At 46.4% G+C, this 14,593-nt stretch carries 11 protein-coding genes; 2 read left to right on the plus strand and 9 right to left on the minus strand.

What is annotated here, in order from left to right; translation table 11 throughout:
* Window positions 1–137: 137 nt before the first annotated feature.
* Both ACXQIQ_RS11030 and pdxR read right to left on the minus strand, forming a co-directional pair.
* On the minus strand, window positions 138–356 hold the full coding sequence (locus tag ACXQIQ_RS11030; RefSeq protein WP_439302227.1) for a hypothetical protein: 219 nt from the start codon (window positions 354–356) through the stop codon (window positions 138–140).
* A gap of 56 nt (window positions 357–412) precedes the next feature.
* Window positions 413–1,855, minus strand: coding sequence for a MocR-like pyridoxine biosynthesis transcription factor PdxR (gene pdxR / locus ACXQIQ_RS11035; protein ID WP_439302228.1), 1,443 nt, complete (start codon window positions 1,853–1,855; stop codon window positions 413–415).
* A 146-nt stretch (window positions 1,856–2,001) separates the two neighbouring features.
* Between pdxR and ACXQIQ_RS11040 the strand changes: the two genes are divergently transcribed.
* Window positions 2,002–2,922 (plus strand): DMT family transporter, encoded by a 921-nt coding sequence (locus ACXQIQ_RS11040; protein WP_439302229.1) that lies wholly within the window; start codon window positions 2,002–2,004, stop codon window positions 2,920–2,922.
* A gap of 52 nt (window positions 2,923–2,974) precedes the next feature.
* Here the strand turns inward: ACXQIQ_RS11040 and ACXQIQ_RS11045 are convergent, their stop codons facing one another.
* The 4 genes from ACXQIQ_RS11045 to pruA all read right to left on the minus strand — a co-directional run bounded on the left by ACXQIQ_RS11045 (window position 2,975) and on the right by pruA (window position 8,254).
* Window positions 2,975–3,604, minus strand: coding sequence for a YIP1 family protein (locus tag ACXQIQ_RS11045; RefSeq protein ID WP_439302230.1), 630 nt, complete (start codon window positions 3,602–3,604; stop codon window positions 2,975–2,977).
* A 207-nt stretch (window positions 3,605–3,811) separates the two neighbouring features.
* Window positions 3,812–5,320 (minus strand): sodium/proline symporter PutP, encoded by a 1,509-nt coding sequence (gene putP / locus ACXQIQ_RS11050; RefSeq protein WP_439302231.1) that lies wholly within the window; start codon window positions 5,318–5,320, stop codon window positions 3,812–3,814.
* A gap of 729 nt (window positions 5,321–6,049) precedes the next feature.
* Window positions 6,050–6,526 (minus strand): DUF2306 domain-containing protein, encoded by a 477-nt coding sequence (locus tag ACXQIQ_RS11055; RefSeq protein WP_439302263.1) that lies wholly within the window; start codon window positions 6,524–6,526, stop codon window positions 6,050–6,052.
* 177 nt (window positions 6,527–6,703) lie between these two features.
* Entirely contained in the window at window positions 6,704–8,254 is a 1,551-nt protein-coding gene (gene pruA / locus ACXQIQ_RS11060; protein ID WP_439302232.1) for an L-glutamate gamma-semialdehyde dehydrogenase, read from the minus strand.
* 257 nt (window positions 8,255–8,511) lie between these two features.
* On the opposite strand from pruA, the gene ACXQIQ_RS11065 reads away from it, so the two are divergent.
* Complete coding sequence (locus ACXQIQ_RS11065) at window positions 8,512–8,796, plus strand: hypothetical protein (protein WP_439302233.1); 285 nt, start codon at window positions 8,512–8,514, stop codon at window positions 8,794–8,796.
* 33 nt (window positions 8,797–8,829) lie between these two features.
* Here ACXQIQ_RS11065 and ACXQIQ_RS11070 read toward each other — a convergent pair whose 3' ends face one another.
* From ACXQIQ_RS11070 to pcrA, 3 genes are all read right to left on the minus strand, one after another.
* Window positions 8,830–10,029, minus strand: coding sequence for a CamS family sex pheromone protein (locus ACXQIQ_RS11070; RefSeq protein ID WP_439302234.1), 1,200 nt, complete (start codon window positions 10,027–10,029; stop codon window positions 8,830–8,832).
* Between the two features lie 19 nt (window positions 10,030–10,048).
* The gene (ligA, locus tag ACXQIQ_RS11075) at window positions 10,049–12,055 is read right to left on the minus strand and encodes an NAD-dependent DNA ligase LigA (RefSeq protein ID WP_439302235.1); all 2,007 of its coding nucleotides are present in this window, start codon (window positions 12,053–12,055) and stop codon (window positions 10,049–10,051) included.
* A gap of 267 nt (window positions 12,056–12,322) precedes the next feature.
* Window positions 12,323–14,554, minus strand: a complete 2,232-nt coding sequence (gene pcrA, locus ACXQIQ_RS11080; protein WP_439302236.1) for a DNA helicase PcrA — start codon at window positions 14,552–14,554, stop codon at window positions 12,323–12,325.
* Between the last annotated feature and the right edge of the window lie 39 nt (window positions 14,555–14,593).

The following is a 14,593-nucleotide window of genomic DNA, read 5'->3' on the forward strand; positions in this document are numbered from 1 at the left end:
GTCCACCTCCAAAAAATCGTACGTATTGCAATATACTGATGATACCAAAAAGAACTGCAGAGAATCAACACAAGACCCAAACACACTCATGGCGTTTAATTCCAGGGAACTAGGATTCCACTTTGATTTCGCATCCCTCAGTCCACATTTCCGCTCTTTCGGGTTGTTTCTCTGCTTTTTCGAATCACTTCGTCGCACTTTCGCACCACTTCTTTGCTTTTTCGAACCGCTTCTCCGCTTTTTCGAACCGCTTCTCCGCTTTTTCGAACCGCTTCTTCGCTCTTTCGAACCACTTCTCCCTCTATTCGAACCGCTTCTCCACTCTTTCGAACCGCTTCTCCACTCTTTCGAACCACTTCTCACGCAAATGAAGTTTCATCAAGAACAAGGATCTGGATAACCGCCCGCCCCTTTAATTATTCGTCAGCTGTAAGGCGATCAACGTGGCAAGTTGAGTGATCCCTTCCGTATTTTCCCGGTCACTGAGTGTTGAGTAGCTGAGTCGGATCGATGGAGTTGGCGCATCGGTCACATAGCACGCGCTACCTGGTAAAAAAGAAATCGAGTGTCCTTTCGCTGCAACTTGCAAGGCTCCTACATCAACCGTCTCGGGTAGCTCCACCCACAGGTTCAATCCGCCTTTCGGAAGTTCATACTGCACTTTGCCTTCCAAATAGACTTCGAGAATTTCCGTCGTGATGTCCCTTCTGATCTGCAAGGCAATCCTGAGCTTCTCGAGATGGTCCTTCATCCGCTGCGTCCTCATGAACGGGAGGATCGCTTTCTGGTTCAACAAAGGGCTCCCGACGTCCATCGAAGCTTTCGAAATATACAAAGCTTCATATAGTGACTCGTCCGCAATTAACGCTCCGATCCGGATTCCCGGTGCCATCGTCTTACTGAACCCTTTCAGGAAAATACAATGCCCCGACGTATCAAAGTACTTGATTGGCTTCGGCGGCAGCATACCATCAAAGTACACTTCACTGAACGAATCATCCTCGACGATCAAGAAACCGTATGTTTCAGCAAGCTCGAGCAGTTCTTTCCGACGCTTCTCACTCATCGTCCGACCTGTCGGGTTCTGGAACGTCGGATTGACGTAAACGAGCTTCGGAGGAGCTACCTCGCATTGTTCCTCCAACACATCCATTCGCATTCCTTCTTCATCCATCGGGATCGGCAATATCGCATTCCCGCGGTTCATGAACGTATCAATTGCCGCCCCGTAACATGGACTTTCCACCGCCACCGTGTCTGTCGCGGTCAAAAACGTATTGGCCACAATGTTGATCCCCTGCTGGACACCGCTCGTAATCAGGATGTTCTCCGCTTCCGCCCTGTATCCGAGCTGATGTTCCAAATACTTTGTAACCTCACTTCTCAGCTCCTCATCCCCTTCCACCGGTCCATAAGTCGTTAAAATCATCGGGTTGTCATCGAGGATCTTCTTTGTCTGTTGCGCGAGAAAATGACTCGGCAACAGTCCAGGTGACACGACCGCTTTGGAAAAATCGTAATGGCTTTTCGTCCGGTTCACCAAATACTGAGACCGCTGAAGAAGCGTCGAGAAAACCTCCTGCTCATCACTTCCTTCTATAAACGGCTTCGTTTTGTGTTTACTTTTTACGAATGCCCCTTTTCCTTGAAGGATTTCGATATGTCCCTCTTCTTCCAACCGCTGATACACTTTGTTCACTGTGAGGTAATTGACCTTCAGTTCCGTTGACAGCTTCCGTAACGATGGCATTTTTTCACCGTCAGGCATAGATCCGGTCTGAATCCGGTTCAAAATCTGGTGGTAGATCTGCTGATGGATTGGCGTGGCGGATTCCTTTTGCACCACGAGCTTCATGATGACACCTCCTTTGCAATCTTTTTCTCTTACTCTTAGTAAACCTCACCGGCGAACCATTTTCAAGACTAAGTGTTATACATGAACACCAACTGTTATACACCTCAAGTTTTATACTTCTCTTACCGTTAAAAGGAGGTTTTCATATGATCTTTCTCAACTATTTGCTCGTATGTGTTATATTCGGCACCACTTTTCTGTTTATCAAAATTGGCATTGAAGCAGGAGCGACGCCGATCTTATCAGGTGGTGTCCGGTTCACCATCGCCGGTTTGCTCGTTCTTGCTTACTTCGCGATAAAACGAGACCAGGTGAAGCAAGCGTTACTCTCAAAACCACTGATTGTCGTGGGATTCTGCATTACGTTCATGACGTTCTCAACGTTATACTGGGCAGAGCAATTCATTACGTCTGGTCTTGCTGCGGTCCTGTCGGCTACCGGACCGATGATGATTCTGCTCATCCTAAGACAACGAAAAGAAGCTACGCTGGATTCTGTACAGATTCTCGGGCTCGGCATCGCACTCGTCGGTGTTCTTTTCATCTCATTACCCGGCTTTTCGAGCGCGATCTCATACATGTGGGTGATTGGTTGCATCGCGGTCTTAATTGGAGAATTCGGCTATGGATATGGCTCTGTTTTTTCAAAACGGTACTTTGCGACCGAGCATCGCTTCTCGCCTTTTCTTATGAATGGTGTGCAAATGTTCTACGGGGGACTAATGCTGATGGCTTTTTCTTTCATTGTGGAAAAACCAAGTTTCCCATCACTCGTTGCGAACCCGAACGCTCAGCTATCCATGCTTTACTTGATCCTCATCGGATCGATCGGTGGGCACGGGCTATACTATTGGCTCATCTCCAAGACGAATCCCGTCTTTCCGTCGACATGGTTGTATGTATCACCACTCATCGCCATTTTCGTAGGTTATCTGTTTTTAAAAGAAATGGTCACACCGTTGATGATATTAGGTGCGTTCTTCATCATATTCGGCGTGTTGTTATCCAACCGGCATTCGATTGTGAAGCTCGTACGGAACGGCGAAGTGACACGTTCAAATTTTTAACGATGTAAAAAAGGACCGATTTTTGCAGTTCGGTCCTTCTTTCTTACAGTATTCAAGTAACGATAAAGAAGATGAGCAATCCAATTAGAAAGATTGGGACAAGAACAACCAGTGCACTAAGCAAGATATTCCCTACTGCTTTCCATGAGGAGAACTGCTGAGCTTCAGCAATACTCTTAATGAGTATGATGATTCCCCATACCATTATTACAATATCAATAGCTCCAATAATAAAGAAAAGGGTAGTCATACCAGGATTGCTCCCAATCACGCCTAATTCTGACGTAAACATCTCACGCCCGAATATGAAGAGTTCGATAATCCAGATGATTAAACTTAGGATTGTAGGAACATACGCCCAAGCATAAGCAATCCTTATCTCCCTCTTACTTCCTGCTCCTCCGATCCATTTCCCCGTCCAGTGGATCAGAATGGCTCCTAGATGAATAGAAATGATTCCACCGATGGGACCTAAAATAATCGCTAAAAAAAGGATAGGCAATAGTGGCGTATCATCCCCCATTCCTGTTCCCGCAGCACGATTAAGTGTGCTTGTGATCCCTGCTATAACCGCAAGCAAATATATGTACTTGGTGCTTCCAGTGTCTAAAATCCTGCGGATAGTCTTACGTGGACTCGTCCAAATCGTCAAAAAAGCTTTGTTTAATACTGACTGATCCATCTTTTCCTCCTTTATATCACTTTCAGTACCAGGCACCATTTTTGAACCCCTAAGGCTCTAAGGACGAAAAATGGTGCCTGGTACTGATCTAAGATTCTCAGTTTAAATACCCAATATTTGGGTACAGTCAAACCATAAGCTTATTAATGGTATGAAAACAAAAAAGGACCGGCCCTTACAGGCCAGTCCTCGTCACTCTATATCGAATTAAACTTCGTCGACAACTTCGTCAAATTCGTTTTCGATTGTTTCTTTTGGTCCTTTACCCATCATACTTACGACCAAGATTGCAATAGTCGCAAGGATGAATCCTGGTACGATTTCGTAAAGGCTGAATGGAATGACTGCTGCAGATTGCTCTGCTCCTTCAGGTGGAGTAGATAGCATTTTCCAAACAACAACTGTTACAGCACCAGTAATGATACCAGCAAGCGCACCGTTACGCGTCATGCGCTTCCAGAATAGTGACAAGATGACAACAGGTCCGAATGCGGCACCGAATCCTGCCCAAGCATAACTAACAAGTGTCAATACTTTACTGTTCGGGTCGGATGCGATGAAGATTGCAATCAATGCAATTCCAAGTACGGCGAAACGGCCAATCCAAACGAGTTCTTTCTCGCTTGCATCTTTACGTAGGATCGCTTTGTAAAAGTCTTCTGCAAGAGCACTTGATGAAACAAGTAGCTGAGAGTCGACTGTACTCATGATCGCCGCTAGGATCGCTGCAAGTAAGATTCCAGATACCCAAGGGTTGAACAATACTTGCGTGAACAAGATGAATACTGTTTCAGCGTCTGCACCTTCAAGTGGGCTATCAGCAAAGTATGCGATACCCGCTAGACCAGTGAAGATGGCACCGAATAGTGAAATAACCATCCAACCGATTCCGATTACACGAGCTTTCGGAATGTCTTCTGGTGATCTTACCGCCATAAAACGAGTAAGGATGTGCGGTTGTCCAAAGTAACCCAGACCCCAGGCAAGTGATGACACGATTGCGAAGAATCCTGCTGCACCACCCATACCTGCCATGATGTCTACATATGCAGGGTCCATGTTACCGACCTGGTTGATCGTTTCATTCCAACCACCAAGTTCGTTAATGGCAACAATCGGTACGATGATCAATGCTAAGAACATCAAGATTCCTTGAATGAAGTCTGTCCAACTTACTGCGAGGAATCCTCCCAAGAACGTGTAAGAGATGATGACGATTGCACCAATCCAAAGTGCTGACGTATATGTCATATCAAATGAAGATTGGAATAGTTTCGCTCCTCCTACAAGTCCTGAAGCCGTATATACGGTAAAGAAGAATAGGATTACGATTGCTGAGATAACACGTAAAATTTTCGAGTTGTCACGGAAACGGTTCTCAAAGTAGTCCGGAATCGTGATGGAATCCTTTGAAACTTCCGTGTACGTACGAAGACGTTTCGCAACAAACTGCCAGTTCAAGTAAGCACCGACAGATAGACCGATTCCGATCCATGCTGCGCTCATTCCGCTTGCGTACATTGCACCTGGCAAACCGAGTAAGAGCCAGCCACTCATATCCGAGGCACCGGCACTGAGTGCTGCAACTCCCGGAGTCAGGCTTCTTCCACCAAGGACATAATCAGATAAGTTACTTGTTAGACGATAGGAAATGATTCCGATCGTCAACATGACGACTAGATAGATTATAAACGTTGTTAACGTAGGTAAATCCATGAATTAATTCTCTCCCTTCGATTCTACGAAATATGAAATGACTGATAGTATGACGACTAATGGCATGGGTACGAGTAACCAAAACCAAGTTGCTGCTGATAGACTGAATTCTTCCACGAGAGCACCTCCTGTACGTTTATATACAATCATTATGCAAAATGAAAACTTCCTCGCGATCCGCGATATTCCGCACTTGTTGTCACCATTAAAAACCATAACATAATATAATGTTAAGAACATTGTGATAATTATTAAATTACAAGTCGGATGTATATTTATTCAATTTAAATGGAAATGAAAGCCTTTTCTCGGGAATAATATAATATCTATTCAAAAAAATTTATGAAGATTAATTTAAGGATTTATTTACCAATTATCGTGATTTACAACATGTCATCCCTCCTATATTTTGCCCTAAACGTGAAAATTATTATGCAATAACACCTGCCGAAAGGCCTATTTTTAGCCGCTATACTTTTATATACCCACAAAAGCAAAATGAAACCCATTCATTTGGAAACTCCGAGAAGCGAGCAGTGCCAGGTACCAAAATGAACCCGTTGGCCCCCAACGGTTCTTTATTGGTACCTGGCACAGTTTTGCATCCTTACTCCTGCAAGGCTTCCCTGAGCGTACCTGGTACGCCCAAAGGGATGTCCAATCAAAAAACACCGCTGATCAGCGGTGTTTCTCATTTTAGTAGATGCATGTTTTATTCATTTCCCACATTTAAGAAGCTGTAGGAAGCTTCCGTTTCTTTGTACGTACATACTTTTTGGTCACTCGTGCAATCATCGGTGTTCCGATGATTGTAGGTAGGAACCAGAATAGGAGTACTGGTAGTTCATTCAGCACGGGAACCTTTTCAATGTTGACGACGATGGTCGCCGTTATGATACCTATGTAGGAGCCGAGCATGCCACCGATATGCAATCGCATCCAATTTTTCCACATCCGTTTTCGAGCAAGATAACCGATGAGTGCTAGCCCATAGGAAAACAGTGCGATGTAAAACAGATACGCGCTTTCATTCCAATTCCAGATTGACATGACGACTGCGGTGATAAATACCAACACATACGAACCGTGATAGACTTCCCCCAATAACGTATGCTTTCCCTTTCGTTTACGGGCTCGTGCTGCCAGCGCTCCGACAATGATACAGATCATCCCCGTAATGATATGTACAATCAAAAAATACTCCATCAACCTCACAACCCCTACTCTTTGTAAATATGGAACGTTTTTACATTACCATACATTAGGAGCTGTGAGACCCTCAAAACAGAATTTCACATAAAAAAGCCGAGGACGACCAAAACCTACCTAATATAAAAAACCCCCTCAACAAGTGAGGGGGTTCCGCATGTAAATCTATTCTTCTTACAATCCTTCAGACGTTGTCTTCGGTTGCATGTGTTGTACCAGGTAGTCTGGTCCTCCAGCTTTGGAGTCTGTACCGGACATGTTGAATCCACCGAATGGTTGGTATCCAACGATTGCACCTGTACAACCGCGGTTGAAGTAAAGGTTCCCAACATGGAAGTCTTCCTTCGCACGCTTGATCTTCTCACGGTCGTTCGTAAGAAGGGCACCTGTCAAACCGTACTCCGTGTTGTTTGCAATCTCAAGCAGGTGATCGAAGTCACGTGCTTTACTGAATGCTACAACTGGTCCGAAGATTTCTTCTTGCATGATGCGAGCTTTTGGATCTAGATCAGCAAAGATTGTTGGTTGGATGAAGTAACCTTTAGAGTCATCACCTTCACCACCAGCCATCAAGCGGCCTTCTTCTTTACCAACTTCGATATAGTCCATGATCTTGTCATATGCGCCTTTATCAATAACTGGTCCCATGTACGTGTTGTGGTCCATCGGGTTACCAGTAACGAGTTCTTTCGTCAATTTTACTGCGCGTTCCAATACTTCATCATAGATGTCTTGGTGGACGACTGCACGGGAACCAGCAGAACACTTCTGTCCAGCGAATCCGAATGCAGAGTATACGATTGATTGAGCAGCTAGATCAAGGTCAGCGTCAGCATCGACACATACTGTATCTTTTCCGCCCATCTCAACGATGACACGCTTCAACCATTTCTGGCCGTCTTGGATTTTCGCAGCGCGTTCCCAAATACGTGTACCGATGTCACGTGAACCTGTAAAGCTGACAAAACGTGTACGAGGGTGATCGACTAGATAGTCTCCCACTTCAGAACCGCTACCAGGCAAGTAGTTCAATACGCCTGCTGGCGTTCCAGCTTTCAACATCACGTCAGCAAACCAAGCTGCAACGACTGGTGTCGCACTTGCTGGCTTCAGGATGACAGTGTTACCCGTTACGATCGGTGCAACAGTTGTTCCAGCCATGATCGCAAATGGGAAGTTCCAAGGAGAAATCGTGATCCCTACTCCAAGTGGAATGTACTTGTATTGGTTGTGCTCAATTGGACGACTTTGGATCTGTTTACCGTCTTTAATTTCGAGCATTTGACGTCCATAATACTCTAGGAAGTCGATTGCTTCGGCTGTATCAGCGTCTGCTTCCTTCCACGGCTTACCTGCTTCTTTTACCAACAAAGCAGAGAATTCATGCTTACGGCGGCGAATTTCTGCAGCAGCACGGAATAGTACGTTTGCGCGCTCCTCAGGATCTACCTTGCGCCAAGTTTCAAAAGCTTTGTCCGCAGATTGCATTGCTTTTTCAGCAAGCTCCTGGTTCGCTTTGGAAACACGACCGATGACCTCTTCTTTATTTGCTGGATTGTAAGACACAATCTTCTCATCCGTAGAGACATATTCTCCGTTGATGATTAGGTCATAGTCTTTACCTAATAGTTCTTTCTCGACTTTTTTCAAAGCTTCTTCAAAAGCTTCACGATTTTCCTTAACGGAAAAATCGGTAAATGGCTCGTGTTTGTAAGGTACTACCATAAGATGAACCCCTCCAATTTCCCAATAGAGTAGTATTGAAAACGCATACATAGTTTTCAATTACAACCTCATTCTACCCTATTAAATCTCCGCTTTCAAACATTGAGGAATAGTCAGAATATTTTATTTAGCCTAGCCTAATATTTCTTCATTTTTCTCGTAAAATCTCCCGTTTTCACACTTTCACAAATGATGTTCCAAACAAAGGAAATTCGGGAATACAAAAACGTACAAGAATTCTTGCAAGGAGGGTCACCATGTCTGATGTCGACATCCTCATACCTGGCTATATCATTACATTTCTACTCATTTTCGCTCTTACACTCTTCTATGTGATCAAAAAACCCTATGTGTCGGTTCTCTTGATTCTGACCCTATTCGTTGTAGAAGAAGGCATCGTCACTGCGGTTTTCTTCAAGCTCGCCTTCCCGATCGGCAGCGGTATATTCGCGATCGCCTGGACTTACATCGGCTTGATCGGTATCGTAGTCGGCGTCATCATCCTATTGATTACGCTTTTGGTCAAAAGAAAAAATCCCTGAACCGCTATCGAACGGTTCAAGGATTCAATGAAATCAATAAATATGGACGACGGAGTCATCTTTCGATGGATCCGACACGATGAGGCTTTCCTGCTCATCGAGTGACGACTTGATGTTCACTTCGACAATCTCATCAGGGAAGTATTGCTTCACAAGATAATTTACATACTGCGTGAAGGATATAACCTCAGATTTCCCTTTGAACTGCATCGGAATTTCGATCGTCAGTTTCGAGATCTGGTCGTTTCGGTACAACGCTTCGCCGATTACACCGATATAGTTCGGGAAGTACTCTTTAATTTTACCTTCAAACTGGACGAACCGGTTGAAGTCCTCTCGATGATCTTCTTCCGCTTTGCCAGATGGGAAGAAGTAATACTTCTCATCGACGTCTTCCCAGTCCACTTTCGTCGAGCCGCCTTTCACGACAGCTTTTCCAAAGTAGTTCCCCGGTACGACTGAACCGTGCTCTTCCTCATAAAACAGGGAGATGACAATCGGTACATCCTGAAGTTCCGGATGCTGACGAAGCCTATTTACGACTTCCTGACCGGTTTTCGCCGCATACTTCTTCACGTCGTCCGCATCGAGTTTCTTGTCTCCCTTATGGATAAGGCCTTTCTCATCACGGACGGTGTAATAGTAAGTCGAGTTGAATGCCAACGCTAGCGATATGCCGCCCAGCTTGACGCTGTCTTTTCCACTGTCCTTAAGGTAGTTCTGCTCAAGGATATAAGAAAGGATCTTCGGATTGTTGCTGTGCATTTCTTTCTTTTGATCGACGCCGGCTTTTTCATACACCTCTTGGTCAAAGCCTGGGTTCAAGCCTTTTTGGATCAGGCCGGATCTTGCTTTCCCTTCTTTTTCACTCGAGCGCTTCAACCAGTTCCGGATCGTCGTCTTATCGAGGTACTGTCCTTCCTGGAAGTAGTAATCGTCGATTGCAAACGTACCCTTCGATAGTCGCATCAATCCGGTTTCCATTTCATCGATATCGATTCGGTTGTCGACACCATAACCGATTTCTCCACGTGCTGCACCGGGCTCATAGTTTTTCAACGACTTATAATATTTATCATCAGTCGTATTGATATTTTGAAGCGGAATCGCTTTTTCATTTTCGTTATCGCTTTCTTCTTCCACGACGGGATCTTTCTTCAAGTTGTCGAACGGAAGACAGCCAGACAAAAGGATTAAAGAGGCACTCAGAATTACGAATAGCTTTTTAAACATCCCCTAAACTGCACACTCCTTAGTTATTCAGCTTATTGATAAAAGTTTGTTCATCCCAGACGTCGATTCCGAGCTTCTCTGCCTTCGTAAGCTTCGAACCTGCGTCCTCTCCGACAATCAACAGGTCCGTGCTCTTGCTCACGCTGCCAGTCACTTTTCCACCAAGCCGTTCAATTTCTGCTTTCGCTTCGTTACGCGAGAGTTGATGCAGTTTTCCAGTCAGAACGATCGTCTTCCCGCTGAACGGGGAATCGATGTTTTCCGTTTCGCTGCGCTTCAACCCTTTATATTCCATATTGACGCCTACACGTCGCAAGTGATCCAATAAATCATCCACTTCAGGTTTTTCAAAATAGAGAACAACCGAATCCGCCATGATGTCACCGAATTCATGGATCGACGTGATGTCTTCACGAGTGGCTTTTTGCAAGTTTTCCATCGTTTCGAAGTGTTCTGCGAGCGTACGAGCCGCTTTCGCACCGACATTTCGAATCCCGAGTCCGAACAATAGCTTCTCGAGCGAGTTGTCTTTAGATGCATCAATTGCTGACAGCAAGTTATCAACGGATTTCTCACCCATCCGCTCAAGCTGGAGGAGTTCCTCCCGTTTCAACTCGTACAAGTCTGCAACATCCTCAATCAATTTTTCATTAAAAAGCTGGGTGATGACCTTCTCACCGAGGCCGTCAATGTTCATCGCATTCCTCGATACGAAGTGAATCAACCCTTCACGAATCTGAGCCGGACATTGCGGATTGATACAACGCAATGCAACTTCGTCTTCAATGCGGACTAGCTCGCTTTCACACTCCGGACAGTGCGTCGGCATGTGGAAGTCCTTTTCGTCACCTGTACGCTTCTCTTCAATGACGTTGACGACTTCCGGTATGATGTCGCCTGCTTTTTTGACAATGACATAGTCACCGATCTTGATGTCCTTCTCGCGGATCAAGTCTTCATTATGAAGCGACGCACGCTTGACAGTCGTTCCAGCCACTTGGACTGGCTCGAGAATTGCCGTCGGTGTCACGACTCCTGTACGTCCAACTGTCAGCTCGATGTCCTCAAGTCTCGTTACCACTTCTTCAGCAGGGAACTTGTACGCGACAGCCCAGCGCGGACTCTTCACGGTAGTTCCAAGCTCATCCTGTTGATCGAGTGAATCTACTTTAATGACGATGCCATCGATCTCATAGTTCAAGTCAGGTCGCTTTTCTACCCAGCCGTTCACATATTCGATCACGTCTTCAATCGTGTCACACCGTTTCCATTCCGGGTTCGTCTTGAAGCCGAGCTTGCTCAAGTAATCCAGGCTCTCGCTGTGGGATTCGATGTTCACGCCTTCATATTGACCGGCACCATAGACAAAAATGTCGAGGTTACGGCTCGCGGCGATTTTCGGATCCAGCTGACGCAATGAACCAGCGGCTGCGTTCCGAGGGTTTGCGAACAGCTCGACACCTTCTTCTTCACGGGCTTCATTCAGCTTTGTGAAAGACCTTTTCGGCATGAACGCCTCGCCACGGACTTCCAGCGTCGCTTCTTCTTTCAAACGGAGCGGAATAGAACGGATCGTCTTTAAATTATTCGTGATGTCTTCCCCTATTGTACCGTCGCCTCGGGTCGCCCCACGCGCAAAACGCCCGTTATCATAGAGAAGCGAAACAGCTAGACCGTCGATCTTCAATTCACACACGTATCGGACTTGGCCCCCGACCCCTTCACGCACACGACGATCGAAGTCACGAAGGTCCTGCTCGTTGAAGGCATTTCCGAGACTGAGCATCGGTGTACGGTGCTCGACCTTCTGAAACCCTTCGAGCGGCTCTCCACCGACACGTTGTGTGGGAGAATCCTCCTGACGCAGGTGCGGGTATTCTTGCTCGAGCTTCATGAGCTCATGGAGCTTCGCATCGTATTCCGCGTCGGGAACGGATGGTTTATCCAGTACGTGATACTCATAATTATATTGATTGAGGACCGTGCTTAATTCCTCGATTTTGGTCTTCGCTTGTTCCTCCGTCATCACTTTACCTCTTTCCTATATCAGATAAAATTTCTTCGAAATACACTCCCTTTCCGCGGCCGAACCGCGAGCCTCACTTGCACAGGATGTGCTGGCTTCGACGTTCACCACAGGATGTGGTGGGTGTTAGTCGAAGAACCTTAGTGATGGTTGACCCGTATGTTCGCTGTGGGGTCTCGCCTGGCTCGCTATTCCCGCAGGAGTGTCGTGTATTATCTTCGAAATTTCAAAATCATGAACAAAGCCAACAGTTCTCTTACTGTTAGATCATGCTTTCTCAATCGGCGCAAACTTCGCCAGCAAGCGCTTGATGCCTGTCGGTTGCGGAAACGCGATATCAAGCTCGAGTGAATCGCCTTCACCCTTCGTGCTCACAACCGTTCCGACACCCCACTTACCATGCTTCGCCTTATCGCCTACATTCCAATCCAGCCCTTCACCACTTGGACGGGCAGGCATTTTACGATGCGCACGTTGAGGAGCTCCTGGTCTAGAGGCAGCTCCGCCAGGTCCACCCGACGTTTTCATCCAAGGTAGGGTTTCCTTCTCTTCGTTCATCGATTCCACGAGCTCTTCCGGGATTTCGTTGATGAAGCGAGACGGTGCGTTCATCGTCGTTTTACCGTACAAAGTACGCATTTTCGCGTTCGTCAAGTACAGTTCTTCCTCTGCACGAGTGATTCCGACGTACGCAAGTCGGCGCTCTTCTTCCATCTCATCCTCTTCAAACAGAGAACGACTATGCGGGAAGATGCCTTCCTCAAGGCCCATCAAGAAGACGACCGGGAACTCAAGCCCCTTCGCTGAGTGCAACGTCATCAAAACGACGCCGTCTTTCTTCTTGTCTTCTTCGTCATCATCCATCTTATCGATGTCGGCGACGAGGGCGAGATCTGTCAAGAATGACACGAGGCTTTTGTCTTCGTTCTGCTTTTCAAATTCCTGTGTAACGGATAGGAATTCATCCAAGTTCTCGAGACGACTTTGCGATTCGATCGATTTTTCCTTTTTCAACTCTTCTTTATAACCGGTCTTGTCCAACACTTCTTCTGTCAGTTCAGTCACAGAGAGGTACTCCTGCATTTTCGACCAGTTCATCACTTGATCGCGGAACTCCGTTAGACGGTTCACGAAACGAGCACTCAAGCCCATCTGCTCGACTTCACCTAACGCTTCCATGACAGAAAGGTCATGCATCGCCGCATATTGGACGATTTTATCAAGCGTAGAAGATCCGATTCCACGTCTCGGTACGTTGATGATCCGGCTCAAGCTGATATCGTCATCTGGGTTGGAAATGAGACGCAAGTACGCCAGGACGTCCTTGATTTCTTTTCTGTCGTAGAACTTCGTACCTCCGACGATCTGGTATGTGATATTTGATTTGAGGAGCGCTTCCTCTATAACACGGGATTGGGCGTTCGTCCGGTATAAGATCGCCATTTCAGAAGGCTTTCGCCCCTCTTGTAGCATCTCCTTGATCTTCCCGACGACGAAAAAGCTCTCTGTCTGTTCACTATCCCCTTGATAGTAATGGATATTCTTACCTTCTGTATTTTCCGTCCACAGATTCTTCGGTTTTCGACCTGTGTTGTTCTGGATGACCTCGTTCGCCGCTTGAAGAATGCGTTTCGTCGAGCGGTAATTTTGCTCAAGCAAAATGACTTCTGCATCAGCATAGTCTTCTTCAAACGATAGGATGTTCGCGATGTCTGCTCCACGCCAGCGATAAATCGACTGATCCGAGTCACCGACGACACAAAGGTTACGGAATCGATCTGCTAACAGGTTGACGAGCACGTACTGCGCACGGTTCGTATCCTGATACTCATCGACATGGATGTATTGGAACTTCCGCTGATAATGCTCAAGCACTTCCGGTACACGCTGGAACAGCTTGATCGTCGACATGATCAAGTCGTCGAAGTCGAGCGCATGGTTTTTTCGAAGTTGCTTTTCGTACACTTCGTACACATCGGCTGCGACCTCTTCAAACAGTCCGGATGCGACTTTCTGGAAGTCATCCGCCGTTTTCAGTTCATTTTTCGCTGAACTGATCGTTCCGAGAATGCTACGCGCATCGAACTTTTTCGAATCGAGGTTCAAGTCCTTCAACGCCTGTTTGATCACTGACAGCTGATCCGTCGCATCGAGAATCGTGAAGTTGCGGTTGATGCCGATCCGGTCCGCATCTCTTCGTAAAATCCGTACGCACATCGAGTGGAACGTGGAAATCCAAATGTTGTCCGCTGCCGGTCCCGTGATGGCTGAGACCCTGTTCTGCATTTCGCGAGCCGCTTTGTTCGTAAACGTGATCGCGAGAATGTTCCACGGGGCGACTCCTTTTTCCACGAGCAGGTATGCAATCCGATGCGTCAGCACACGGGTCTTTCCACTTCCCGCTCCCGCCATGATCAATAATGGTCCTTCTGTATGTTTGACCGCTCTTTTCTGCTCAGGATTCAGTCCTGAGAGCAGTCTTTCAACGATTTGTTGCAATTTCAACACCACCTAAGCAAACGTATGTTCTTACTATTT

It is taken from the genome of Pseudalkalibacillus sp. Hm43 (assembly GCF_054170705.1).